At 63.8% G+C, this 25,437-nt stretch carries 26 protein-coding genes; 23 read left to right on the forward strand and 3 right to left on the reverse strand.

Annotated elements, in window-relative coordinates:
- Nucleotides 1–36 precede the first annotated feature (36 nt).
- The 5 genes from ACP153_RS18795 (at nt 37) to ACP153_RS18815 (ending at nt 6,544) form a co-directional block, all read left to right on the forward strand.
- Entirely contained in the window at nt 37–582 is a 546-nt protein-coding gene (locus tag ACP153_RS18795) for a DUF3035 domain-containing protein (RefSeq protein ID WP_424972554.1), read from the forward strand.
- A 111-nt stretch (nt 583–693) separates the two neighbouring features.
- Nucleotides 694–2,055: a M16 family metallopeptidase gene (locus ACP153_RS18800; protein ID WP_424972555.1), complete on the forward strand. Its 1,362-nt coding sequence runs from the start codon at nt 694–696 to the stop codon at nt 2,053–2,055.
- Nucleotides 2,052–3,365, forward strand: coding sequence for a M16 family metallopeptidase (locus ACP153_RS18805; RefSeq protein WP_424972556.1), 1,314 nt, complete (start codon nt 2,052–2,054; stop codon nt 3,363–3,365). The genes ACP153_RS18800 and ACP153_RS18805 overlap by 4 nt, the downstream gene beginning before the upstream one ends.
- 39 nt (nt 3,366–3,404) lie before the next feature.
- On the forward strand, nt 3,405–5,309 hold the full coding sequence (mutL, locus tag ACP153_RS18810; protein WP_424972557.1) for a DNA mismatch repair endonuclease MutL: 1,905 nt from the start codon (nt 3,405–3,407) through the stop codon (nt 5,307–5,309).
- The gene (locus ACP153_RS18815) at nt 5,306–6,544 is read left to right on the forward strand and encodes a DNA recombination protein RmuC (RefSeq protein ID WP_424972558.1); all 1,239 of its coding nucleotides are present in this window, start codon (nt 5,306–5,308) and stop codon (nt 6,542–6,544) included. Before mutL ends, ACP153_RS18815 begins: the two co-directional genes overlap by 4 nt.
- Before the next feature lie 60 nt (nt 6,545–6,604).
- Here ACP153_RS18815 and ACP153_RS18820 read toward each other — a convergent pair whose 3' ends face one another.
- Together ACP153_RS18820 and ACP153_RS18825 are read right to left on the reverse strand one after the other, a co-directional pair.
- Nucleotides 6,605–7,279 carry a ChrR family anti-sigma-E factor gene (locus ACP153_RS18820; RefSeq protein WP_424972559.1) on the reverse strand — a complete coding sequence of 225 codons (675 nt, stop codon included), beginning with the start codon at nt 7,277–7,279 and terminating at the stop codon, nt 6,605–6,607.
- A gap of 3 nt (nt 7,280–7,282) precedes the next feature.
- Nucleotides 7,283–7,849 (reverse strand): sigma-70 family RNA polymerase sigma factor, encoded by a 567-nt coding sequence (locus ACP153_RS18825; RefSeq protein ID WP_424972560.1) that lies wholly within the window; start codon nt 7,847–7,849, stop codon nt 7,283–7,285.
- A 209-nt stretch (nt 7,850–8,058) separates the two neighbouring features.
- Here ACP153_RS18825 and ACP153_RS18830 point away from each other — a divergent pair, with 209 nt between their 5' ends.
- The 11 genes from ACP153_RS18830 (at nt 8,059) to ACP153_RS18880 (ending at nt 18,172) form a co-directional block, all read left to right on the forward strand.
- Nucleotides 8,059–9,363, forward strand: coding sequence for an NAD(P)/FAD-dependent oxidoreductase (locus ACP153_RS18830; RefSeq protein WP_424972561.1), 1,305 nt, complete (start codon nt 8,059–8,061; stop codon nt 9,361–9,363).
- Entirely contained in the window at nt 9,360–10,118 is a 759-nt protein-coding gene (locus tag ACP153_RS18835) for a DUF1365 domain-containing protein (RefSeq protein WP_424972562.1), read from the forward strand. Before ACP153_RS18830 ends, ACP153_RS18835 begins: the two co-directional genes overlap by 4 nt.
- 26 nt (nt 10,119–10,144) lie before the next feature.
- The gene (locus ACP153_RS18840) at nt 10,145–11,383 is read left to right on the forward strand and encodes an MFS transporter (RefSeq protein WP_424972587.1); all 1,239 of its coding nucleotides are present in this window, start codon (nt 10,145–10,147) and stop codon (nt 11,381–11,383) included.
- Nucleotides 11,383–11,973 carry a DUF3833 domain-containing protein gene (locus ACP153_RS18845; RefSeq protein ID WP_424972563.1) on the forward strand — a complete coding sequence of 197 codons (591 nt, stop codon included), beginning with the start codon at nt 11,383–11,385 and terminating at the stop codon, nt 11,971–11,973. Before ACP153_RS18840 ends, ACP153_RS18845 begins: the two co-directional genes overlap by 1 nt.
- 34 nt (nt 11,974–12,007) lie before the next feature.
- A complete protein-coding gene (locus ACP153_RS18850; RefSeq protein ID WP_424972564.1) occupies nt 12,008–12,745 on the forward strand; it encodes an SDR family NAD(P)-dependent oxidoreductase in 738 nt (245 codons plus the stop codon).
- A gap of 167 nt (nt 12,746–12,912) precedes the next feature.
- Nucleotides 12,913–13,236, forward strand: a complete 324-nt coding sequence (locus ACP153_RS18855) for a DUF3775 domain-containing protein (protein ID WP_424972565.1) — start codon at nt 12,913–12,915, stop codon at nt 13,234–13,236.
- A 150-nt stretch (nt 13,237–13,386) separates the two neighbouring features.
- Complete coding sequence (locus tag ACP153_RS18860) at nt 13,387–15,357, forward strand: AMP-binding protein (protein ID WP_424972566.1); 1,971 nt, start codon at nt 13,387–13,389, stop codon at nt 15,355–15,357.
- 58 nt (nt 15,358–15,415) lie between these two features.
- A complete protein-coding gene (locus tag ACP153_RS18865) occupies nt 15,416–15,670 on the forward strand; it encodes a hypothetical protein (protein ID WP_424972567.1) in 255 nt (84 codons plus the stop codon).
- A complete protein-coding gene (locus ACP153_RS18870) occupies nt 15,667–16,488 on the forward strand; it encodes an ABC transporter ATP-binding protein (protein ID WP_424972568.1) in 822 nt (273 codons plus the stop codon). Before ACP153_RS18865 ends, ACP153_RS18870 begins: the two co-directional genes overlap by 4 nt.
- Before the next feature lie 101 nt (nt 16,489–16,589).
- Complete coding sequence (locus tag ACP153_RS18875; RefSeq protein WP_424972569.1) at nt 16,590–17,183, forward strand: hypothetical protein; 594 nt, start codon at nt 16,590–16,592, stop codon at nt 17,181–17,183.
- Nucleotides 17,183–18,172: a branched-chain amino acid ABC transporter permease gene (locus tag ACP153_RS18880; protein WP_424972570.1), complete on the forward strand. Its 990-nt coding sequence runs from the start codon at nt 17,183–17,185 to the stop codon at nt 18,170–18,172. The genes ACP153_RS18875 and ACP153_RS18880 overlap by 1 nt, the downstream gene beginning before the upstream one ends.
- 15 nt (nt 18,173–18,187) lie before the next feature.
- Here ACP153_RS18880 and ACP153_RS18885 read toward each other — a convergent pair whose 3' ends face one another.
- Nucleotides 18,188–18,508 carry a hypothetical protein gene (locus ACP153_RS18885; protein ID WP_424972571.1) on the reverse strand — a complete coding sequence of 107 codons (321 nt, stop codon included), beginning with the start codon at nt 18,506–18,508 and terminating at the stop codon, nt 18,188–18,190.
- Between the two features lie 245 nt (nt 18,509–18,753).
- On the opposite strand from ACP153_RS18885, the gene ACP153_RS18890 reads away from it, so the two are divergent.
- The 7 genes from ACP153_RS18890 to ACP153_RS18920 all read left to right on the forward strand — a co-directional run bounded on the left by ACP153_RS18890 (nt 18,754) and on the right by ACP153_RS18920 (nt 25,432).
- The gene (locus ACP153_RS18890) at nt 18,754–19,005 is read left to right on the forward strand and encodes a hypothetical protein (protein ID WP_424972572.1); all 252 of its coding nucleotides are present in this window, start codon (nt 18,754–18,756) and stop codon (nt 19,003–19,005) included.
- A 123-nt stretch (nt 19,006–19,128) separates the two neighbouring features.
- Nucleotides 19,129–20,205 carry a branched-chain amino acid ABC transporter permease gene (locus tag ACP153_RS18895; RefSeq protein WP_424972588.1) on the forward strand — a complete coding sequence of 359 codons (1,077 nt, stop codon included), beginning with the start codon at nt 19,129–19,131 and terminating at the stop codon, nt 20,203–20,205.
- A gap of 96 nt (nt 20,206–20,301) precedes the next feature.
- Nucleotides 20,302–21,582 (forward strand): ABC transporter substrate-binding protein, encoded by a 1,281-nt coding sequence (locus ACP153_RS18900; RefSeq protein ID WP_424972573.1) that lies wholly within the window; start codon nt 20,302–20,304, stop codon nt 21,580–21,582.
- Between the two features lie 56 nt (nt 21,583–21,638).
- Nucleotides 21,639–22,409 (forward strand): polysaccharide lyase, encoded by a 771-nt coding sequence (locus tag ACP153_RS18905; RefSeq protein WP_424972574.1) that lies wholly within the window; start codon nt 21,639–21,641, stop codon nt 22,407–22,409.
- 2 nt (nt 22,410–22,411) lie between these two features.
- Entirely contained in the window at nt 22,412–23,236 is an 825-nt protein-coding gene (locus ACP153_RS18910; protein WP_424972575.1) for an ABC transporter ATP-binding protein, read from the forward strand.
- A gap of 138 nt (nt 23,237–23,374) precedes the next feature.
- Entirely contained in the window at nt 23,375–24,592 is a 1,218-nt protein-coding gene (locus ACP153_RS18915) for a phenylacetate--CoA ligase family protein (protein ID WP_424972576.1), read from the forward strand.
- A 249-nt stretch (nt 24,593–24,841) separates the two neighbouring features.
- A complete protein-coding gene (locus tag ACP153_RS18920; protein ID WP_424972577.1) occupies nt 24,842–25,432 on the forward strand; it encodes a hypothetical protein in 591 nt (196 codons plus the stop codon).
- Nucleotides 25,433–25,437: the final 5 nt, after the last annotated feature.

A 25,437-nucleotide genomic window follows, 5' to 3' on the forward strand; every position in this document is an offset into this window, starting at 1 on the left:
CTATGCCTCGGGACGCGACCGGGTAGGGAGACGATGATGCACCGCGCTTGGACAAAGCTTGGACTGGGGATGCTGGCCGCTGCGGCGCTCAGCGCCTGTGGCATCAATGACGAAGAACCGATCCTGATGAATGTCCGCTCGACGACGACGGGCCCGGATGAGTTCGCGATCCTGCCGGCCAAGCCATTGGTCATCCCCGAGGACCTGGCGTCCCTGCCGACGCCGACACCGGGCGGGACCAATCGGACCGATGCCACGCCCCAGGCGGACGCCATCGTGGCGCTGGGCGGACGACCCGAGCGCCTGACCCCGACCGGACAGATCCCCAGCAGTGATGCGGGGCTTGTGGGCTATTCCACCCGCTATGGCCGGACGGCAGGCATCCGCGACACCCTCGCCGCCGAGGATCTGGCGTTCCGGCAAGCCAATAACGGGCGCTTGCTGGAGCAGTGGTTCAACGTGAACACCTATTTTGACGCCTATGAGGACCTCTCCCTCGATCAGGAGGCCGAGCTTCTGCGCCTGCGTGCCGCCGGTGTCCGTAACGTCTCGGCCCCGCCGGATCCGAACCGCGCGCAATAGGGCCTTGGCGCCCGCTCTGCGATCTCACGTCCCCGACAGCACATCTTGAAGATGGCGCGCGACGCCGTACCTTTGGGACACGCCGCCTGGATCGAATAGATGGAGACGCGCATGACGCGATGGAAACGGATGGGGGTACCCCTGCGTGGGCTCGCATTGGCCGCACTGGCCGCAAGCCCGTTGGCTGCCTCTGAGGATGTCACGACCTATACGCTCGAAAACGGGCTAGAGATCGTGGTCATCGAAGACCACCGCGCCGCAGCGATCACGAACATGGTCTGGTACCGCACCGGAGCCGCCGATGAGCCGCCGGGCAAATCCGGCATCGCCCATTACCTGGAGCATCTGCTGTTCAAGGGCACCGATGAGCTGGCCCCGGGCGAGTTCTCGGCCACGGTGCAGGCCAATGGCGGGACCGACAATGCCTTCACCTCCTGGGATTATACCGGGTATTTCCAGCGCGTTGCTGCGGACCGGCTGGATTTGATGCTGAAGATGGAAGCGGACCGGATGGTCGATTTGGTGCTGACCGAGGAGGTTGTGGCCCCTGAACTGGGCGTGATCCTCGAAGAACGCAGCCAGCGTGTGGACAGCTCGGCCGGGAGCCTCTTTGGCGAGCAACGCCGCGCCGCGCAATACATGAACCATCCCTATGCCGTGCCAATCATCGGCTGGCGGCACGAGATGGAGCAGCTGACCAAGCAGGATACGCTCGACTTCTACGAGACCTTCTATGCGCCCAACAACGCGATCCTGATCGTCGCAGGGGATGTGGAACCGGAGGAGGTCTTGGCCCTTGCCGAGACCCATTTCGGCCCCATCCCGGCCAATCCGGACCTGCCGGAGCGCCTGCGCCCCTCCGAGCCGCCGCAACTGGCGGAACGCCGGATTGCCTTCGCGGATGAGCGCGTCGCGCAGCCTTATGTGATCCGCACCTATCTCGCGCCCGAGCGGAATGCGGGCGATCAGGAAACCGCCGCGGCTCTGACCCTTCTGGCCGAGCTCTTGGGCGGGTCGAGCGCGACCTCGTTCCTCGGCGAAAAGCTCGAGTTCGAGACCCAGCGTGCGGTCTATACCTCGGCCTTCTATTCCGGGGTCTCATTGGACGCGACGACCTTCGGGCTGATCACCGTGCCCGCCGAGGGCGTGTCTCTGGCCGAGGCGGAGGCCGAACTGGATGCCGCCGTGGCGGAGTTCATGGCGACCGAGATCGATGCCGAGGCGCTCGACCGGATCAAGATGCAGATCCGCGCCTCCGAGATCTATGGCCGGGACAATGTGGGCAGCCGCGCGCGGACCTATGGCACGGCGCTGACCTCTGGCCTGACGGTCGCCGATGTGCAGGCCTGGCCCGACATCCTCGAGGCGGTCACGGCTGAGGACATCAAGGCCGCGGGTGAGATGGTGTTTGACAAGCGCAAGGCGGTCACGGGCTGGCTGATGCGCGAAGGGCAAGAGGAGCTGATGCAATGAGCCGGTTTTTTGGCGGCTTCGCCGCGCTGATCCTCTGGGCCGCTCCGGCCTGGGCCATCGTCGACATTCAGGAAGTGACTTCGCCGGGCGGGATCAAAGCCTGGCTGGTGGAGGATCACTCGATCCCCTTCACTGCGCTCGAGATCCGCTTCAAGGGCGGCGCTGTGGTCGACCCTTCGGACAAGCGTGGGGCGGCGCATTTCATGTCCGGCCTGCTTGAGGAAGGCGCCGGTGACTATGATGCCCGCGCCTATGCCGCGCGGTCCGAGGCCCTGGCGGCGAGCTTTGACTTCGACATCACTGATGACAGCCTGTCGATCTCGGCGCGCTTCCTGACCGAGAACCGGGATGAGGCGCTGGAGCATTTGCGGCTCGCCATCCAGGAGCCCCGCTTTGACGAGAACGCGATTGAGCGGGTGCGGGCGCAGATCCTGTCGATCATCGCCTCGGACGCGAAGGACCCGGAGACCATTGTCGGCGAGCGCTTTGATGCGCTGGCCTTCCCGGATCACCCCTATGGCACCGCGCGCGAAGGCAGTGCCGACAGTGTCGCGGCCCTGACCCGGGACGATATCGTCGCCGCGCATCAGGGCATCCTCGCCCGCGACCGGATCTTTGTCGGGGCGTCGGGGGATGTGACCGCCGAAGAGCTCGGGCTGCTCCTCGATGCGTTGCTGGGCGGACTGCCGGAAACCGGTGCGCCGCTGCCGGGCGAGACCGAGGTCGCCCTGAGTGGCGGGATCACCGTGGTGCCCTTCGCCTCGCCGCAATCGGTGGCGCGGTTCGGCCATGTGGGGCTTGAGCGCGATGACCCGGATTTCTTCCCGGCCTTCATCCTCAACCAGATCGTCGGGGGCGGTGGCTTCAGCTCGCGCCTGATGCAGGAGGTCCGGGTCGAGCGCGGCCTGACCTACGGTATCGGCTCCTACCTGCTCGCGCTCGACGACGCGGCGCTCTATATCGGCCAGTTCAGCTCGGACAACACACGGATTGCCGAGGCGATCGAGGTGATCCGCGGCCAATGGGCCGATATCGCCGAGAACGGGGTGAGCGCCGAAGAGCTGGAACAGGCCAAGGTCTATCTGACCGGGGCCTATCCGCTGCGCTTTGACGGGAATGGCCGGATCGCGAGCATCCTTGTGGGCATGCAGCAGGATGATCTGGGCATCGACTACATCCCGACCCGCAATGACAAGGTGCGCGCCGTGACCCTGGAGGAGATCCAGCGCGTGGCCGCCCGGCTCATGCGGCCCGAAGATCTGCGCTTTGTCGTGGTGGGGATGCCCGAGGGGCTCGAGGCCTCCAACTAGCCCTAGGCGACTCGCAGCGGCCATGCTAGATACGGTGGCATGGCCGTTAGTACCCCCAACATCCTGCCTGAAGCACCGGATCTAGCGGCGCCAAAGCGCCCCGTGATCCGGCAGCTCGACGAGACGGCGATCAACCGGATCGCCGCGGGCGAAGTGGTGGAACGCCCGGCCTCCGCGATCAAGGAGCTGGTTGAGAACGCGCTTGATGCCGATGCCAAACGGATCGAAATCGCCTATGCGGATGGCGGCAAGACCCTGCTGCGGGTGGTCGATGACGGCATCGGGATCCCGGCGGAGGATTTGCCCCTCGCGCTGTCGCGCCATGCGACCTCCAAGATCGATGGCACTGACCTTCTGAACATCCAATCCTTCGGGTTTCGCGGCGAAGCGCTGCCCTCGCTCGGTGCGGTCGGGCGGCTGACCATCTGCTCCCGCGCGGCGGGGGCGGACGAGGCTGCCGAGATCACCGTGGATTGCGGCAAGATGGGCACCCCGCGCCCCGCCGCCCTGAGCCGAGGCACGACAGTGACCCTGCGCGGGCTCTTTTCCGCGACCCCCGCGCGGCTCAAGTTTTTGCGCTCCGACCGGGCGGAGGTGCAGGCGATTGGCGATGTGGTTCGTCGTCTGGCTATGGCCGAACCCGGTGTTGGTTTCACTTTGCGCGATGTGACCGGGGGCGGGGATGGCCGCGTGACCTTTCGGGTCGAGCCGGAAACCGGAGACCTCTTCGACGCGCTCCACCGACGGCTCGCGCGGATCCTCGGGTCCGAATTCGCGCAAAACGCGCTCAAGATCGAGGGGGAGCGTGAGGGGCTGGGCCTGACGGGCTACGCCGCCCTGCCGACCTATTCCCGGGGCGCGGCGGTGGCGCAGTACCTTTTCGTCAATGGCCGCCCGGTGCGGGACAAGTTGCTCGTGGGGGCCCTGCGCGGGGCCTATGCGGATTTCCTGAGCCGTGACCGGCATCCGGCGGCGGTGTTGTTTCTCGAATGCCCGCCCGAGCGGGTCGATGTGAATGTCCACCCGGCCAAGTCCGAAGTGCGGTTCCGCGAGCCGGGCATTCCGCGGGGCTTGATCGTGACGGCCCTGCGGCATGCGCTGGCCGAAGCGGGGCACCGCGCCTCTACCACCGTGGCGGACGCGACGCTCGGTGCCTTCCGCGCGCCGGAGCTGGATGCGGACCCTCTGGTCGAGACGCCGGGACCGGCGCGGGTCTATCAGCTGGACCGGCCCAGTGGTGCGGCATTGGCGCGGGGCACGGCCTGGCAGGCTCCGACCTCTGATCCGACGCCCGCCGGGTTTGGTTTCGCCGAGGCGCCCGAAGCCCGGGTCGAGGAGGCGCCGGTTGAACCGACCCTCACCGCGCGGCCCCTCGGGGCGGCGCGCGCGCAGATCCATGAGAATTACATCGTGGCCCAGACCGAGACGGGCATGGTACTGGTCGACCAGCACGCGGCCCATGAACGGCTGGTCTATGAAAAGCTCAAACGCCTGATGGCCGAGAACGGCGTGCCCGCCCAAGCGCTGCTGATCCCGGAGATCGTGGAGTTGTCCGAAGGGGATGCGGCACGGCTTCTGGAGCATGCGGAGGAGTTCGCGCGATTTGGCCTGCGGATCGAGCCCTTTGGCCCCGGCGTTATCGCGGTCCGCGAGACGCCCGCGATCCTCGGGACGGTGAATGCCGAGGCGCTCTTGCGCGATATGCTCGATGAGCTGTCGGATCTGGGCCAGTCGGATGCGCTGCAATCGCGGATCGATGCGATCCTGTCGCGCATGGCCTGCCATGGCTCTGTCCGATCGGGTCGCCGGATGAGTGCTGAGGAGATGAATGCGCTCCTGCGCGAGATGGAGGCGACGCCCCATTCCGGCCAGTGCAACCATGGCCGCCCGACCTATGTGGAACTCAAACTCGCCGATATCGAACGGCTCTTCGGGCGCACATGATCGAGATTGGGGGACAGGTCTATAGCCAGTCCGAGATGGTACTGGCCGCGCTCGGGGTCGGTGGGGCGCTGGTCCTGCTGATCCTCGTGCTGCTGGTGCTGGCGCTTCGCGCGGCGGGGCGCTCCGCCCGCGCGACTGAGCCGCTGATCGCGCAGGTCAGCACGCTCGGCCAGGCCGTCGAGGGGTTGAACCAGGGCCAGCATGCGCTGAGCGGTGGGCTCAAATCCGTGTCCGAGGCGCAGGCGACGGCGCAGCTCCACGTGGTGCAGACCATGGAGAGCCGGCTCGCCCATGTGCAGCAGCAGATGACCGACACGCTCCATGTCAACGCGCTGAAATCAGCCAATGCGATTTCCGAGATGCAGACGCGGATGAACGAGGTGCTGGCGGGCAGTTCCGAGAAGACGACGAAATCCCTGACCCAGCTGCAGGAGCGGCTGGCCACCATCGACAAGGCCCAGAGCAACATCGAGAAGCTGTCTGGCGATGTGCTGAGCCTCCAGGACATCCTGTCGAACAAGCAGACCCGGGGGGCGTTCGGCGAGATCCAGCTCCATGACATTGTGTCCAAGGCGCTGCCTTCGGATGCGTTCGATATGCAGGTGACGCTGGGCAACGGCAAACGGGCCGATTGTCTGATCCACCTGCCGAACCCGCCGGGCCCCATCGTGATCGACAGCAAGTTCCCGTTGGAGGCTTATGAGAAGCTGCGCGCCGCCGAGACCCAATCGGATCAGACGCTCGCCCTGCGGGAGCTGCGCGTGGCGGTGAAGGCGCATATCAAGGCGATCTCGGAGAAGTACATCATCGATGGCGAGACCGCCGATGGGGCGCTGATGTTCCTGCCTTCTGAGGCGGTCTATGCGGAACTGCACGCGAACCTGCCCGATGTCGTGCGGGAGGGGTTTGCGGCGCGGGTCTGGATCGTCTCGCCCACCACCTGCATGGCGACGCTGAACACCATGCGCGCGGTTCTCAAGGATGCCCGTATGCGCGAGCAGGCCGGGGCGATCCGCAAGAACCTGGGGCTCTTGCACCGGGATGTGGAGCTGGTGCTGGAACGGGTGGCCAAGCTCGACACCCATTTCAATCAGGCGCGCAAGGATATCGAGGGCATTACCACGGCAGCGGAGCGGGCGGGCAAGCGCGCGGAGCGGCTCGACAATTTCGATTTCGCCGAGCTGGAGGCCACGCCCGCGCCGCAGCTGGTTTCGGTCCCCGATTCACGCGGCTAACCCACCAACGAAAACGGGCCCCGTAGGACCCGTGACTACTGCTTGCAATGGCGGCCTTCGTCAGATCCGCAGGAAAGGCTGCGCGATCTTCGGCAGGATTTTGCGGAACTTCAGCGGTGCGTCGGTTGCGGCGAGGCAGATGCAGGGCTCGCCTTCCTCGGCAACGGGCGTGTGCTCCACATTCGGATCTGCGACTTCAACATCGCCCGGACCAAACCGGTCAAACTCATCCTTGAACGCGCCTTGCAGGACCAGCGTCAGCTCGGTGCCATGATGCCCGTGATCCGGAACTTCGACCCCGGCCGGGATATAGAGCAACCGGACCGATGCCTCTTTCGAAGTGGGCAGGATCGCCTGTTTGACACCAAAGCCCACGGGGCGCCAGTTCACGTCCTCAACGCCGCCCTGAACATACTCCGTCAGGGGTGCAGGGAAGATCCCTTTTGCCTTGGCCACCGGACGCTCCGGCACGTTCACCGCGATAGGCCCTTTGGAGGGCAGCGCCATGATCGAGGCGAGGCAGCTTTCCAGCGCGTCGGGCGCCATCTCCACCTCGGCGGTATCTTCGAGCAGCGCGCCGCCCACCGCCTCGTGGGCGGCCAGAGCCGCGCGGCAGTCGTCGCACATGGAAATATGAGTTGCGACCACGAGGCTAAACGCCTCCGGCAAGGTGCCGGCAGCGTAGGCCATCAGGAGCTCATCGCTCAGGTGGTGCTTGATCGCAGTATCACTCATCGGTCAGTCTAACTCGTGTCTCAACTTCTCAAGCGCCAACCTAAGTCGCGACTTGATCGTGCCAAGGGGCAAACCCGTTTCAGTTGCAATTTCACTATGGGACATATCCCCGAAATAACAACGCTCGATGAGTATACGTTGCTTCTCGGGTAATTGGATCAGTGCAGCCTGAAGTTTTTCGCTATCTTGCTGCATTTCGAGAACCTCGACCTGATCCGGTTCCGGTTCGGGCCCCCAGGGCAGATCCTCGGGCTCGGGGCGCTTCTCTTTGCGGATCATGTCGATTCGACGGTTTCGGGCGATGGTGAAGATCCAGGTGGCCACGCTGGCCCGGGACGGATCGAAGAGATGCGCCTTCTGCCAGACCGTGGTCATGACGTCCTGCGCGCAGTCCTCGGCCACGGAATCCGTGGCGCCGGACTTGATCAGGAAGGCTTTGATGCGGGGCGCAAAATGCCGAAACAGCGTCGCAAAGGCGGCTGTATCCTGTTGGTCGCGAATGGCCAGCAGGATGCCGACCCATTCCGCATCCACAGTCACATCACGTGTCGTTTTTTGCGCCAGTGCCACTCCGGTCCGGTCCTCGCTCACCCATTTCCCGCGCCCATCTTAGAGAGCGCGCGCCGGTGATGCACCAAAAATATGAGGCACAACCGCAGGTTATCGGGAATGCCCGGCCACGCCTGCCTGAAAAATGCGCGAAAGCGGCAGAAAGTTAAATCCAACTGGCTTGTCAGACCGTATGTCAATCAAGCAAGACACGAGGGGACAGTTTTTTCATGCCATTCGAGACGATTAAAGGCGCATCGCGCAGGGTTGCGGTGATCGGCGGGGGTATCTCGGGCTTGGGGGCGGCGCATCTGCTGGCCCGCGATCACAGCGTGACCGTGTTCGAAGCCGAGAGCCGGTTCGGCGGCCATGCGCGGACAGTGACAGCGGGCCGCTTCGGCGATCAGCCGGTGGATACGGGCTTCATCGTGTTCAACTACGCGAACTACCCGCATCTGACGAAGCTCTTTGATGAACTCGATGTTCCGGTGATCAAGAGCGATATGAGCTTTGCGGCCTCGATCGATGGCGGGCGGCTGGAATACGGGTTGCGAACCGTCGGCACGCTTTTTGCGCAAAAGCGCAATATTCTGCGCCCGGCCTATCTGCGGATGCTGAAGGACATCAACACCTTCAACACGCGCGCGTTTGAGGTGGCGGATGATCCGGACATCACCATCGGCGCGTTTCTTGAGAAGCTCGGCACGGGCCCGTGGTTCCGCGACTACTATATCACGCCCCTTTCCGGCGCGATCTGGTCGACCCCGGTGGACAAGATCCTCGACTTCCCGGCCCAGGCGCTCGTGAGCTTCTTCAAGAACCACGCTCTGCTCTCGGCCACGGGCCAACATCAGTGGTACACGGTGCAGGGTGGCTCCATCGAATACGTTGCGCGCCTGTCGCGGTCGCTTCTGGAGGCCGGGGTGGAGCTCCGCGCGCCCGCCAAGGTGACCGCCGTGCAGCGGATCAAGGAAGGGGTGCTCGTGAAGGCCGAGGGCGGCGATTGGGAGCCCTTTGACGATGTGATCTTCGCGACCCATTCGGATCAGACCCTCGCCATGCTCGCCGACAGCTCCGAGGCGGAGCGGCTTTCCCTCGGCGCGGTGAAGTATCAGCCGAATGAGGCGGTGCTCCATGCCGATCCCACGACCATGCCCCATCACCGCAAGATCTGGGCCGCGTGGAACTATTGCGAAGAGCGGGGCAAGACCAGCGATCGGATCGACCTGACCTATTGGATGAACAAGCTCCAGCAGATCCCGAATGACGATCCGCTCTTTGTCACTCTGAACGCCACGCGGCCGATCCGTGAGGAGCTGATCTATGACACGGTGACCTTCATGCACCCGGTCTATGACCTCGCGGCGCAGAATGCCCGGGTCGCGCTGCAATCCATGCAGGGGCTGCGGAACACCTATTTCTGCGGTGCGTGGATGAAGAACGGGTTCCATGAGGACGGTTTCGCCAGTGCGGTGGACGCGGTCGCGGCGCTGAACGCCAAGGCCTACCCGGCAGCCAAGGTCGCGGCTGAATGAGCGTGCTCGACCATATCGCCGGACAGACCTTTCACGGGCGTCGCGGCGCGGTGGAGAACGATTTCCGCTATTCGATCGATTACGTGCTGACGGACCCGGAGGCGGAGACGAAGACCCCGTTTCTCTTCTCGCGTAACGGGGCCAATCTGGCCTCCCTGCGCGACAGCGACCATGGGGGCCCGCCCAAAGAGGGCAAGGGTGCCGACTGGGTGCGGGACATCCTGCATCTTCGGGATCTGGAGGTGGCCGATGGGCAGATCCTGCTGCTCGCCCAGCCGCGGATCCTCGGTCATGTGTTCAACCCGGTCTCCTTCTGGCTCTGCCATGACATGGCCGGGCGGCTCCGCGTGGTGATTGCCGAGGTCTCGAACACCTTCGGGGACCGGCACTCCTATCTTTGCCACCGCGACGATCTGGAGCCGATCACCCGCTCCGACATCCTGACCGCCGAGAAGATCTTTCACGTCTCGCCCTTCCAGCCGGTGGAGGGGGGCTACACCTTTCGGTTTGATATCACCGAGGATCGGGTCGGCGTCTGGATCGACTACACCACCGGAAATGGCGGCCTCTATGCGACCCTGACCGGGGCGCGCAAACCGATGACCAGCTTTGGCATCCTCAAGGCCTGTCTGCGTCGCCCGCTGGGTTCGCGCCGGGTGCTGGGGCTGATCCATTGGCAGGCGCTGAAGTTGTGGTGGAAGGGCGCGATGTATCGCGCGCGGCCTGAGCCGCCCGTGCGGGACGTGTCCCGGTGACTGATTTGGCAGATACCCCGCCCCGCATGGCCGCCGATGGCGCGCCAAGGCTGCCCGGCTTCGCGGTGTTTGCCGCGATGATCTCGGCGGCGGGACTGCCGATCTATATCCACGCGCCGAAATTCTACGTGGACAGCTACGGCGTCAGCCTTACGGCGCTGGGGGCGGTGCTCTTCGTACTGCGACTTCTGGATTTCGGGCAGGATCCGCTGCTTGGCTGGCTGTCGGAGCGGACGCGCAGGGCGCGGGCTGCCATGGTGGCGGGCGCGGTGGTTCTGCTGGCCGGGTCGATGATCGGGCTCTTTGCGGTCACGCCCCCCGTCGCGCCGCTTTTGTGGTTCGGGCTGACCCTGACCGGGCTTTTCTCCGCCTTCAGCTTTCTGACGATCAGCTTCTATGCCCAAGGGGTGCAGGCCGCCGACCAACTGGGCGCCAAAGGCCATATCCGCCTCGCGGGCTGGCGGGAGACCGGCGCGCTGCTGGGGGTCTGCGTAGCGGCCGTGGCGCCCACGGTCCTGATGGGGGCTGCCGCGCCCTTCACCGCCTTTGCCTTGGGCTTTGCCATCCTCTGCCTCGGGGCGCTTTGGGCCATGCGGGGGCAGTGGAGCGCGGTCTCCGTCCCCCAGAGCGACCAATCCGGCTTTGCCATCGTGCTGCGCGACCCGGTGGCGCGGCGTCTTCTGATCCTCGCGCTGGTCAACGCGACCCCCGTAGCGGTCAGCTCCACCCTGTTTCTCTTCTTCGTCGAAAGCCGGTTGCAGGCCCCGGGCATGGAAGGCCCGCTCCTGCTGCTCTTCTTCCTTGCCGCGGCGGCCTCGGCGCCGGTCTGGGGCAAGGCGGCAGCCCGGTTCGGGGCCAAGCGCAGCCTGCTCTTTGGCATGGTGCTCTCGATCCTCGCCTTTGCCGGTGCGGCAACGCTCGGGGCAGGGGACACGGTGCTCTTTGCGCTGGTCTGTCTCGGCTCCGGGGCCGCGCTCGGCGCGGACCTCACCCTGCTGCCCGCGATCTTCGCCCGGCGCATGGCGCAAATCGCGCCCACAGCCGCCGAAGGTTTCGGCCTTTGGTCGCTCGTATCCAAGTTTACACTGGCTTTTGCGGCAGTCGCCCTACTTCCGCTTCTAGAGACGACCGGATTTACGACCGGGGCTGACAACCCCCCGCAGGCGCTCCAGATGCTGACAATTCTGTATGCCCTTGTGCCCTGTGCCCTGAAACTGGTGGCGATTGCCTTGCTGGCCGCCACCCGACTGGAGGATGACGACTGATGGACCCAATCGTTTATATTCTTCTCGGACTGGCCCTCGCGCTTGGCGCGCTCTGGGTGATCAAACGCTTCTGGAGCTTTTCGGCCCAGACCCCTTCCGACTACGCAGAGAAAGGCCCCGTGTTCGACATCCGCGAACAGCTCAAGGGCCCGATCCTCTGCGAGGGCGTGATCTACGGGCCGACCGGGCGCGTGACCTCGCGTTTCGTCGCCGATTTCGATGCACGCTGGGATGGGGATACGGGCGTGATGAGCGAGGAGTTCCGCTATGACAGCGGCACCGTGCAGAACCGCGAATGGCGCCTGACCCTTGAGGATGGCGGCAAGATCCGCGCCGAAGCGGATGATCTCGTGGGCACGGGCTCGGGCCAGCAACAAGGCTCGGGCGTCAAGCTCAACTACACGATCCGCTTGACCGAAGATGCGGGCGGCCACGCGCTGGACGTGACGGACTGGATGTACCTGATGGACAATGGCGCCATCATCAACCGCAGCCAGTTCAAGAAATTCGGCCTGCCCGTGGCAGAGCTCGTGGCGACCATGCGGCGCAAGCCCAAAGAGGCCTTCCCGCATCTCGAGGCGGCAGAGTAACGGCCCCCGAGCAGCGGCCGCAGAAAGGAACGACGTGCGCGACCTGACAGGCAAACGGTACTGGCTCATCGGGGCCAGCGAAGGGTTGGGCCGGGCGCTCGCCGAGCATCTCAGCCGGATGGGGGTGGAACTCATCCTCTCGGCCCGCTCAGCGGATCGGTTACAGGAACTGGCCGAGGCGCTTCCGGGCAAAGCCAGTGCCGTCGCGGTGGATATCTCGGACACGGCCTCCGTGCGCGCGGCCGCCGCGGAAATCGGTGAGATCGACGGGATGGTCTTTCTCGCCGGGGTCTACTGGCCGCTCAAAGCCACGGAATGGGATCCGGATCAGGTGGAGATGATGTGCGACATCAACTTCACCGGCGCGGCGCGCTGCGTGGGCGCGGTCCTCCCGGCCATGGTGGCGCGCGACAGCGGGCATATCGTGCTGACCGGCTCGCTCTCAGGGTTCCGCGGGCTCCCCGGTGCCTCGGGCTACGCGCCGTCCAAGGCGGGTGTCATGGCCATGGCGGAATCCATGTACGCGGATCTGCGCAATACGGGCGTCGATGTGCAGGTCGCCAATCCCGGCTTCATCAAGACGCGGCTGACCGAGAAGAACGATTTCGACATGCCTTTCCTCATGGAGCCCGAAGAGGCCGCCCGCGAGATGGTCGCGCTGATGATGTCGGACGGGTTCAAGCGCAGCTTTCCCTCGATCTTCGCGGCCTTCTTCCGCCTGGGGCAGTTCCTGCCGGACTGGGCCTATTACCGGATCTTCGCCAAAGGATAGGTGGCCTCTCGCAGCGCTATCCCAATCCTTAAGTCTCCAAATATCCTCGCCGAAGGCAGGCCGTCCATCGGCCACCCGGCGCAATGTCGCGGATAGCGCGCATTGGTCCCCTTGCCATGGGCGTGCGCCTGCATAACACTTCCCCCACAGGTTGAAGGGAGGCCGTCATGCTCGACATCAGCACCGCCAAGATTGCCCAGGTCATCTTGCTGTCCCGCGAAGGGAAGATGGCCGCAGGCCAGCTCCATGGCTATATCGGCAATCTCAACGAGGACGAGCAGGCCACGCTCGTCGCGGTCATGTGGATCGGACGCGAGGATTTCGAGCCCGAGGATCTGGCCGAGGCCAAGCGCATGGCCCTCGCCGAGGCCACGGCACCCACCGAGGAATACCTGTCGAACCAACCGCTCCTCGCCGATTATCTCGAGAGTGGCCTCGACGCACTGGGCGTCGATGTGACCGAAGCCGAGGATGATCTGCTGCGTCACTAGGCAACAAAAGCCGCGATTTCCGATCGTTGCACATTATATGAACGCTCGTTCAAAAAAAAGAATTGACGGGCCAATACCAAGCGTCACAGTATCCCATGACTCGCTGAGGAGGCGAGTGCGCCGGGTCACCGGCATGGGAGGAGAATTGGTATGGCACACGCAGCGACCTCGGGTCAGCTGGAGACCTTTCCGCAATTGCTGGCGCGGAATGCGACGCAGTTTGGCGACAAACCCGCCTATCGCGAAAAGGAATTCGGCATCTGGCAAAGCTGGACCTGGGCCGAGGCGCGGGACGAGATCGAGGCACTGGCCTATGGCCTGCTCGAGATGGGTCTGGCCGAGGGGGACCATGTCGCGCTGCTCGGGCCGAACCGCCCCCATCTCTACTGGACCATGGTCGCTGTCCAGATGTGCGGGGCCGTACCGGTGCCGATCTACCATGACAGTGTCGGCGAAGAGATCGCCTATGTTCTCGACCATTGCGGTGCCCGCTACGTTGTCGCCCAAGATCAGGAGCAGGTCGATAAGGTAATCGAGGTCAAGGACCGGCTGCCGACGCTGGAGGATGTGATCTATCTCGATCCGCGCGGTATGCGGAAATACGACCATACCCATCTGCGCCTCTTCGCGGATGTGCAGACCATGGGCCGCGGCGCCCATGACGCGCTGGAAAAGGAGATGACTGCCCGGCTGGCCAAGCAGAATGGCGAGACGACCTGCGTGATGCTCTATACTTCGGGCACGACGGGCCGTCCCAAGGGCGTAGTGCTCTCCAATGACAACATCATCCTGACGTCAAAAAATTCCGGCGAGTTCGATCATCTGCGCCAGGATGATGATATTCTCGCCTATCTGCCGCTGGCTTGGGTCGGGGATTTCATCTTCTCCGTGGGACAGGCCTATTGGACCGGGTTCTGCGTGAACTGCCCCGAGAGCGCCGAGACCATGATGACGGATCTGCGCGAGATCGGGCCGACCTATTACTTCGCCCCGCCGCGGATTTTCGAGACCCAGCTCACCACGGTCATGATCCGGATGGAGGATGCGGGGCGGTTCAAGAAATGGCTCTTTGACACTTTCATGGCCCATGCGCGGGAGGTCGGTCCCAAGATCCTCGATGGCGAGCCGGTCGGTGCCATGGACAAGTTCAAATACGCGCTGGGGAACATCTTCGTCTACGGTCCGCTCAAGAATACCCTGGGCCTGAGCCGGGTGCGCGTGGGATACACTGCGGGGGAGGCGATCGGGCCGGAAATTTTCGACTTTTACCGCTCGCTCGGGATCAACCTGAAACAGCTCTATGGTCAGACCGAGGCTTCGGTTTTCATCACCCAGCAAAAGGACCATGAGGTTCGCGCCGACACGGTGGGCACGCCGACCCCGGGGGTCGAGCTGCGGATTGCCGAGAATGGCGAGGTCTTCTACCGCTCGCCGGGCGTCTTCGTGCGGTATTACAAGAATGATGAGAGCACGGCCTCGACCAAGGATGCAGAGGGCTGGGTTGCGACGGGCGATGCGGGTTTCATCGAGCCCGATACCGGGCATTTGCGGATCATCGACCGGGCCAAGGATGTGGGCAAGCTCGCCAGCGGCGGCATGTTCGCGCCGAAATATGTCGAGAACAAACTGAAGTTTTTCCCGAATATTCTGGAGGTTGTCGTCTTTGGTGCCGATCGCGAGATGTGCACGGCCTTCGTCAATATCGACCTGACGGCGGTCGGCAACTGGGCCGAACGGAACAATATTGCCTATGCCTCCTATCAGGAGCTGGCGGGGCATCCGCAAGTGCTCGAGACCATTCAGGGGCATATTGCCGAGGTGAATGAGAGCGTGGCGCGGGACGAGATGCTGTCGGGCTGCCAGATCCACCGCTTCCTTGTGCTCCACAAGGAGCTCGATGCGGATGATGGGGAGCTGACCCGGACCCGCAAGGTGCGTCGCCGGATCATCGAAGAGAAATACGGGGATCTGGTCACGGCGCTCTATGACGGGTCCTCCACGGTCTCAACCGAGACGGAAGTGACCTATGAGGATGGGCGCAAGGGCTCGATCAAGGCGACGTTGGAGATCCGCGATGTGCGGGTGGTCGACACGGCGCCCCAGGCGGTGGCCGCGGAATGATCGGCAGACGCTCAGCTGACGCTTTCGCCCCTCCCGCCATCCCGCAGGGGGACAGCGCATGACCTTGATTGGTGTGCTCTTTTTCGCCCTGGGATTTGCCGCCTCCTATGTGATTGGGCGTCGGGTCGGGAAATACGCGGATCTGGCCCAGGGCGCGGCGATTGCGCTCTGCGGGGTGGGCGGACTGCTCTACGGGATGCCGGCGGTTTTGAATGACGGGTTGCTGCTGACGCTGCTGGTGCTGGGGATCTACGGGATGATTGGGGCGCTGGTGTTTCGGGCCGGACGGCGCGCGCGGGAGGTACAGAAATGAACGACATGTCCCCAGAGGGCTATGAGACCGAGGACGGCCGCAAGATCGGCGGGGTTCTGATGGAGATGCAGAACATCACCCTGCGCTTCGGCGGCGTCACGGCGATCAAGGATATCTCCTTTGACATTCGCGAGGGCGAGATCCGCGCGATCATCGGGCCGAACGGGGCTGGCAAGTCCTCGATGCTGAACGTGATTTCCGGCTTTTACGTCCCGCAAGAGGGGCAGGTCATGTTCCGCGGGGCGCCGCGGCGCAAAATGAAACCCTATGAAGTGGCACGTCAGGGGATCGCGCGGACCTTCCAGAACATCGCGCTTTTTGAGGGCATGTCGGTTCTCGACAACATCATGACCGGGCGTCTCAACCATATGAAAGCGACCATGCTGGATCAGGCTTTCTGGTGGGGCAAGGCGCAGCGCGAGGAGAGCGAGAACCGCGAGAAGGTGGAGCGTGTGATCGACTTCCTCGAGATCCAGAACATCCGTAAGACCCCGGTGGGACGCCTGCCTTATGGCTTGAAGAAGCGGGTGGAACTGGCCCGGGCGCTCGCGGCGGAGCCGATGCTTTTGCTGCTCGATGAGCCCATGGCCGGCATGAATGTCGAGGAGAAAGAGGACATGTCCCGCTTCATCCTCGATGTGAATGACGAGTTCGGCACCACCATTGCCCTGATCGAGCACGATATGGGCGTGGTGATGGATCTGAGCGACCGGGTTGTCGTGATGGATTACGGAAAGAAGATCGGGGACGGCTCCCCGGATGAGGTGCGCAACAATCAGGATGTGATCGACGCCTATCTGGGGGTCGCCCATGACTAGTTTAGCGGTCTTCTTTTCTGGTCTCCTCTGCTTCGAGCCTCGACCGGGAATCCGCCGCAATCATCTGGTTGTATTAACCCCATGGGCCAAAGGGCGCTGCAATGGTTGACCGGAAGACCATCAAGGGCGGATTGATTGGCGCCATCACGGGCTTTTTCGCAGCTTCGCATCCTGCAGCGGCCGAGTGGACCGTCGACCTAGACCGCATGCAGTCTGTTTGTCTCGCTCTTTTGGATGGTGTTGGGCAGCAAGGCTTAGATGTGCGTGCTTTGAGTGCTGACGAAAAGCTCTTCTTCTACGGCGATCTATTCTCCTGGTCCGAGCCCGACGATCCCGTTGTAACGGAGTACTGGCGCGCCGTCCGATTGGATGCCGTGCTTACACTTCCTGTGACCATTCATGAGGGTCGGTGCAGCTACGCTTTTCCAGTTTCCGCTTCGTTTGATCGAACCGTGAACCAGATTGTGGAATGGCCGTCCCTGGACGAACATGGGTTTGTATTGACGGTATCCCGTATGTCCAAGAATCCGAGCGCTTTCTCCGCGCGCTACTGTGCAGCGATTGGCCCACTCACCATTACCGGACGCCATTTCCACGTCTCGCAGTACGGACAAGTGCTCCAAGGTGCATTCTCGTGGACCAATCGAACATATTGTAACGGGCTGTCGATCGAGACCCTAAAGGAGGCTCTGTAATGCCTGATCAACTGCTATTTGCCATGGAGGTTACGCTCAACGGTCTGATGGCCGGGGTGATGTACGCGCTGGTGGCGCTGGGCTTTGTGCTAATCTTCAAGGCTTCGGGGATCTTCAACTATGCCCAGGGGGTCATGGCGCTCTTTGCGGCGATGACGCTGGTGGGCATCCAGAAGGGGCAGGTGCCCTTCGCCCATCTGATCAACGCCATGTTCGGCACGAATATCCACTATTTCGGCTGGCAGGTGCCCGCGCTGCTCGCGATCCTGCTGACGGTGGTGGTGATGGTGGCCTTCGCCTGGGCGGTGAACAAGTTCGTCCTGCGCCATCTGGTCAATCAGGAGCCGATCATCCTCTTCATGGCCACAATCGGTCTCGCCTATTTTCTCGAAGGGGTCGCGGACCTCATGTGGGGCGCGGAGATCAAGAAGCTCGATATCGGCCTGCCTCAAGGCATCAACGAGACCATCGACACGGTCACCTTCGAGATGTTCGGCTACGGCTTCTTCATCGACAACCTGGATATCGCAGCCACGGTGATTGCGGTCATCCTGGTGACCGGGCTGGTGGTCTTCTCGCAATACACCAAGCAGGGCCGGGCCCTGCGTGCGGTGGCTGATGACCATCAGGCGGCGCTGTCGGTGGGGATCAGCCTGAACTTCATCTGGGTGCTGGTTTGGTCCATCGCGGGCTTTGTGGCGCTGGTCGCCGGGATCATGTGGGGCGCGAAATCCGGGGTGCAGTTCTCGCTGTCCCTCATCGCGCTCAAGGCTTTGCCGGTGCTGATGCTGGGCGGGTTCACCTCGATCCCCGGGGCGATCATCGGCGGGCTGATCATCGGGATGGGCGAGCAGCTCTTTGAATTCCTGATCGGCCAGCCCTTCCTTGGCGGCGCGACCCAGAACTGGTTCGCCTATGTGCTGGCCCTCGTGTTCCTCGTCTTCCGGCCCCAGGGCCTGTTCGGCGAGAAAATCATCGAGCGGGTCTAGGCGCGTGCGGTTATCTCAGAACAGATCCGTGATCCACTCCCAGAGCCAGATGAAGGGCAGGGCGAGGGCACAGAGGATCATCACCGGGGCCGCGATGGTCAGCGGGGCCAGCACATATGCTCCGGCGGCGATCAGCGCGAGCACGATCACAGTGAGCATGAGGTTCGAGGCCAGCCCGACCACGAGCGCCGAGCGTTCGTCACGGGCAGGTTGGGTCAGCCGGGTCTCGGCCGCTACCCGCAAGAGCGCGTCCTTGGCCATCTCGACATCGGCATCTGACAAGGTTCCGGCGGCCCGGCGGGCCTCTAGGTCTTCGAGCTCTTTGGCAAGGGTCATGGCGAGGGCCTCCGGCTGGACGGGATCCGGCCTATCGCAGATGCACGGCGGCAAGGCGGTGATTTCGCGGCAATTTCAGGGCGCCACGCTGCGGTGCGGAAAAATGCTGCGCGCGCTAAGTAATTGCTGCGCTGCATATATTCCTGTTTCGAGATACATATTGACGCAGGCCCCGAAAACAGGGCTTCATGGGCGCCAAATCCGGGGCCGTGAGGCCTCTGCGCCATGTATGGAGACGATTCGGTATGAAAAAGTTCTGGGCCATTGCCTGTGTGATTGCGTTTACGGCGTTCTGGACCTTCGGGTTTCTGGCTCTGGCGGGACTGTTCGGCGACCGGCCCTTCGACTGGACCAGCGCACTGATCTCACTGGCCGGTCTCGGTCTGGGGATCTACGCACGCCTGCAGATCAACGCGCTTACCGCCAGCATCACCAAGGGGATGCATGTGCGTCCGACGCAGGGCGAGGACGAGTTCGCGGAGAAGGTACACGCCTGATCCGTCCTGCGCGCGCGCTGCGGATCTGCAAGACTGAAGAGATGATGACACCCCGTGCCCTCCGGTCGGAGCGCGCGGGGTTTTTTGTGCCCGCCCGGGGCCTGACAGAAGGGGGACGTGTCGATGTTCTATCGTGAGGCCGGGGACTTCAAAACGTCCTATACTGCGGACAGCCAGACCTTTCCGATCAGTTTTGATCGGTTCCGCTACTATGCGGTGCTGGCGGTGGCGCTGGGGATCATCCCCTTCCTGATCAACGACTACTGGGCGAGCGCGGTTCTGGTGCCTTTCCTGATCTGGGCGATTGCCGCGATCGGGCTGAACATCCTGACCGGCTATTGCGGGCAGGTGAGCCTTGGCACCGGCGGGTTCATGGCCGTGGGGGCCTATGCCTGCTACAAGCTGATGACGGCCTTTCCAGATCTCAACATCGCGGCCTGTGTCCTCTTGGGCGGGGTGATCACCGCCGGGGTCGGGGTCCTGTTTGGCCTGCCGAGCCTGCGGATCAAGGGGTTCTATCTGGCCGTGGCGACGCTGGCGGCGCAGTTCTTCCTTGTCTGGCTCTTCAACAAGGTGCCGTGGTTCTACAACTACTCCGCCTCGGGTCAGATCAACGCGCCGGAGCGGACGATGTTCGGCTTTGCGATCACCGGACCGAATGCGGATGCGGCGCCGAAATACCTGTTCTGTCTCGCGTTCCTCTTCGTGCTGGCCTGGCTGGCACGGAACCTGACGCGGGGCACGGTGGGGCGGACCTGGATGGCGATCCGGGACATGGATATCGCCGCCGAGATCATCGGGGTGAACCCGCTCAAGGCCAAGCTCACGGCCTTTGCCGTCAGTTCCTTCTTCGTTGGGGTCGCGGGGGCGCTTTTCTTCAGTGTCTATCTCGGCGCGGTCGAAGTGGGCGAGGCCTTCGGGATCAACCAGTCCTTCCTTGTCCTGTTCATGATCATCATCGGCGGGCTCGGATCGATCTTCGGCTCCATCGTCGGGGCGGCCTTCATCGTGCTGCTGCCGGTGCTCTTGAAGAACATCATGGTCGGCGGTCTCGGCTGGGACACCGCCATCGCGGCGCATTTCGAGTTCGTGATCCTCGGCGGCCTGATCATCTTCTTCCTGATCGTCGAGCCCCACGGGCTCGCCCGGCTCTGGCAGCTGGCCAAGGAGAAACTGCGGCTCTGGCCGTTTCCACATTAACGCGTGAGCCCCCCGTCAGAGGGGGCGCGCAGATACGGACCGGGGCGAGGGGCTTCGGATACCACAAAGACGCGAGAACCAATGGGAGGAAATCGCATGAAGATGAAACTCACGAGTATGGCTGTGGCCGCCACAATGGTCGCCGCCCCGGTGATGGCCGATCTGGTCTATCCGTCCCTGTCCTACCGGACCGGACCTTATGCGGCGGGCGGCATTCCCTTTGCCGACGGCTACGCGGATTACTTCACGCTCCTGAACGAGCGCGATGGCGGGATCGGTGGCGTGGCGACGCGCGTGCTGGAATGTGAGACCGGCTACAACACCCAGAAGGGTGTGGAATGCTATGAGAGCACCAAGGGCGAAGGCTCGCTGGTCTATCAGCCGCTCTCCACCGGCATCACCTATCAGCTGATCCCCAAAGCGACCGCCGATGGCATCCCACTCCACACCATGGGTTATGGCCGGACCTCGGCCGCAAACGGCTCGGTCTTCAGCCATGTGTTCAACTACCCGGCCAACTACTGGGACGGCGCGTCGATCATCGTGAACCACCTGCTGGCCGAGGATGACGGGCTCGCGGGCAAGAAGGTCGCGCTGCTTTATCACAACTCCGCCTATGGCAAGGAGCCGATCCGCACCCTCGAAGAACTCAGCGCTAAGCACAATTTCGAGCTCAGCACCATCGCCGTGGACCATCCCGGTCAGGAGCAGAAGTCCCAGTGGCTGCAGATCCGCCGCGAGCGTCCGGACTATGTCGTGATGTGGGGCTGGGGCGTGATGAACCAGGTCGCCGTGCAGGAAGCCGCGAACATCCGTTTCCCGATGGAGAACTTCATCGGCAACTGGTGGGCCGGCTCCGAGAATGACGTGATCCCGGCGGGTGATGCGGCCAATGGCTACAAGTCCCTCAACATGCACAATGTGGGCGCGGATTTCCCGATCTATGCGGATCTGCAGAAATACGTGATCGACGCGGGCAAGGCCGCGGGTGCAGGCGATCAGGTGGGCACGGTGCTCTATAACCGTGGTCTCTATGCGGCGATGCTGGCGGCGGAAGCCACCCGCAAGGCGCAGGAGATCCATGGCGAGATGGACATCACCCCGGCGATGATGCGCGACGGTATGGAAGCCCTGGAGATCACCGAAGCCCGCATGGCCGAGCTTGGCATGCCCAACTTTGGCCCGGCCTTCTCTGTGAGCTGCCAGGATCATGGCGGCTCCGGCTCTGCCAAGATCCAGCAGTGGGATGCCTCCGCCAAAACCTGGAACGTGGTCACCGATTGGATCGGCTCCGATGATGACGTGATCACCCCGCTGGTGATGGCCGATAGCGAAGCCTTCGCCGCTGAGAACAGCATCGAAACGCGCTGCAACTAAGCGCAATGGCCCCGGCCGGATCTCGGCCGGGGCACGCACGAAAAAGGAAGCAACGGATGCGGTTTGGATATGTGGCAGCGCTCTGCAGCGGGCTTTGGCTTGCCCTGGCACCGCCCTTGGCCGCCGCGCAGCAGAGCATGGCCGAAGGCGTCGGCAAGATGCGCCTGCAGACCCCTGGCAAACCCCATAACTATGCGCGCGTTGTCTTTCCCGATGGCACCAAGGCCGAACGGTTTCTCCTGCGCCCGGGCGACTGTGTCCGTTCGATTGGAGACTGCCGCGACGACCGGGAGCGGGTGGAATTTGCCGCTGAGCGCACGGGCATCCGGCCCGGGGATACGGTCTGGTACGCTTGGTCGGTCTTCGTGCCCCGAGAGTTTCCGCAGCTGACGGCGGGGTCGCCCAATTACACGATCGGCCAGATCCATCAGCGCGATAAAAGCGGTCCGGAACTGCTCTTCAGTCTGTTCCATGACGGGCTTTTCGCCGAGCTGAGTGATCCCACGCGTCTCGACAGCGACCCGATGAACCCGATCGGCGGCAAGATCGCAAAACGTCTGGCGCGACAATCGGATTTGCGCGGACGCTGGACCCGGATCAAACTGCGCGCCGCTTGGTCGCGCGGTGCCGAGGGGGCGATCGATCTTTGGATGAATGATCGCAAGGTCTGGAGCTATACCGGGCCAACCACGAATTCGAACGGTGAGCTCTATCTCAAATACGGGCTCTATCGGAGCTTTGTCAGCCGCTGCAAAGGGCCCTGCCCAGAGGCGGCAGTCTATTACACGAATGTGCGCCAGGGGCGCAGCGAAGGGGAGGTGGAGTAGCCATGCTCGATGCAGGTCGGACCGAGGAGACGCTCCTTGAGGTCAACAATATCGAAGTGATCTACAACCATGTGATCCTGGTGCTGAAGGGCGTCAGCCTGACCGTGCCCAAGGGCGGGATCACGGCGCTGCTCGGCGGCAACGGGGCAGGCAAGACCACAACGCTCAAGGCGATCTCGAACCTGCTGCGCTCCGAACGGGGCGAGGTGACCAAGGGGTCGATCCAGTATCGCGGTCAGGAGGTCGAGGATCTCAGCCCTTCGGACATGGTCAAGCGCGGCGTGATCCAGGTGATGGAGGGGCGCCATTGCTTCGAGCACCTGACCGTCGAAGAGAACCTGATGACCGGCGCCTATACCCGCGCCGACGGGCGCGGCGCGGTCGCCGATGATCTGGAGCTGGTCTACAAGTATTTCCCGCGCCTCAAGGAACGCCGCAAGTCGCAGGCGGGCTATACTTCGGGCGGTGAGCAGCAGATGTGCGCCATTGGCCGCGCGCTCATGTCCCGCCCTGAGACCATCCTGCTCGATGAGCCCTCCATGGGGCTCGCCCCGCAGCTCGTCGAAGAGATCTTCGGCATCGTCAAGGATCTGAACGAGCGCGAGGGGGTGTCCTTCCTGCTGGCCGAGCAGAACACGAATGTGGCCCTGCGTTTCGCTCATCATGGCTATATCCTTGAATCCGGGCGTGTGGTGATGGAAGGCCCCGCCGCCGAGCTCCGGGAGAACCCGGATGTGAAGGAATTCTACCTCGGCATGTCCGATGAGGGCCGTAAGAGCTTCCGCGATGTCCGCTCCTATCGCCGCCGGAAGCGGTGGCTGAGCTGACTTTTTCATTGTTCCGGAAATACTCCGGGGGAGGCGCATCGCGCCGGGGGCAGAGCCCCCAAACCGCACGCAGTGCAAGACTTCACGAGGCGCCGCAGGCGCTCTGCTTGAGACAAGCCGATTGGGAAAGGCCCCGGCATGAGTGAGTTTTACGACATTCTGGAAACCCGCAGCGCGGATCAGCGGGCCGCGGATCTGGCTCGGGACCTGCCCGCCCAAGTGGCGCGCGCCCAGGCATTGCCGGGCTATGCCGAGAGCTTGGGCGGGGTGGATGCGGCGTCCGTGATCGATGCCGCAGCGCTCTCGGCTCTGCCTGTCCTGCGCAAATCCACCCTGACCGAAGCCCAAACCCCGGCGGCGCCCCTGGGCGGTTTTGCCGGGCCAGCCACCGGCTTCTCCCATGTTTTCCAATCCCCCGGCCCGATCTACGAGCCCGGCGGGATCGATGGCGACTGGTTCCGCTTGGGCCGGTTTCTCCATGCGGCGGGGATCGGCGCGCAGGATCTGGTGCAGAACTGCTTTGGCTATCACCTGACCCCGGCGGGGATCATGTTCGAAAGCGGCGCGCGCGCAGTGGGGGCCACGGTGCTGCCTGCCGGGACTGGCCAGACCGAGTTGCAGGTGCAGGCTGCGGCCCATCTGGGCTCCACCGCCTATGCGGGCACGCCGGACTACTTGAAGGTCATTCTCGACAAGGCCGACGAGATGAGCGTGACGCTGGGCTTTGCCAAAGCGGCGGTTTCGGGCGGCGCGCTCTTCCCGAGCCTGCGGCTGGCCTATGCGGATCGCGGGATTAGCTGCCTGCAATCCTACGCCACGGCGGATCTCGGCAATATCGCCTACGAGTCCCCTGCCATGGAGGGTTTGATCGTGGATGAGGGCGTGATCGTCGAGATTGTGCGCCCCGGGACGGGTGACCCGCTGCCCGAGGGCGAGGTGGGCGAGGTTGTCGTCACCTCCCTGAACCCGGACTACCCACTGATCCGCTTCGCCACCGGAGATCTTTCTGCGGTGATGTCTGGGCAAAGCCCCTGCGGCCGGACCAACCTGCGCATCAAGGGCTGGATGGGCCGCGCGGATCAGACGGCCAAGATCAAGGGCATGTTCGTCCGTCCCGAACAGGTCGCGGCACTGGTGGCCGCCCATCCCGAAATCACCCGGGCGCGGGTGGTGGCCGGGCGCGATGGCGAGATGGACACCCTCCATGTGCGGATCGAAAGCGATGGCGGCGATGCGGCGGCCTATGGCGCGTCGGTGACGGCCCATCTCAAGCTCAAGGGCAGCGTCGAGATCGTGGCCCCGGGCAGTCTGCCCAATGATGGCCTCGTGATCGAGGACACGCGCAGCTACGACTGATCGCGCTTGCGACGGGAGGAAAGGCGCGATCCGCATGCGGATCGCGCGTGACCCGCCAACGCCGTTCGGAGGACGCAGTCCCACCGTTTCAACAGAACACGTCCGCGCCCTGCGCATGCGCAGGGCGCCCCCTTCTCGCATCCCTAGATACCCTCACGCTGCCATAACGCACCCATAACCCTGCACCCATTACTCCGAGGCCGTGGCCCACCTATTCCGGTGGCGCGCCCCGGATCTGATGAGGTGATTATGTCCAACCCGCTTCCCGTCGTTATTCTCGCGACCCAAGCCGATCTCGATGCGGTGGAGACCGATCTGCGCACGGGGCGCCGGCGCGATCTTCTGGCCTTCAGTGTGCAGATTGCGGGGATCCCGCCCCATCTCGCGCTCTCTGCCGAGAAGCTGCTCAATACCGGCTACCGCATTACCGGATGGACCGAGGCCTTGGCGCTTGGCGTCCCAACCGCCGCACTTACAGCCCTGCTCGCCGCGCATTTGCCCGGGTTGACCCTTGCCCCTCTGATCCTTGCGGGGCTCGCCCTCTGTGCCGGTGGGGGCGGCGCGGCGCTGGGCGCGTCGCTGGCCCGTCGACAGGCCAAGCGGAAGATGGCCTGCGCCCTGACGCGCTTGCGTGTCGCCTTGCAACAAGCCGCCGCTTGCAGCCCGCCCGAGGGCAACCGGTCTCGCGGTCCCCGTCGGCGCCAGGCCCCGTCACCGGGGGCTGCCGCAGCGGCGGAAATTCATGTGCTGGCGGATGAGCGGGACCGGGTCGCCCTGCGCGCGGCACCGCCACGCCCGATACGGGATCTTGCGGCCGCGCCGCTGGCCGCCTTGCGTTGAACCCG

It is taken from the genome of Dinoroseobacter sp. S76, assembly GCF_049801095.1.
In the GTDB taxonomy this organism is placed as follows: Bacteria; Pseudomonadota; Alphaproteobacteria; order Rhodobacterales; family Rhodobacteraceae; genus Dinoroseobacter.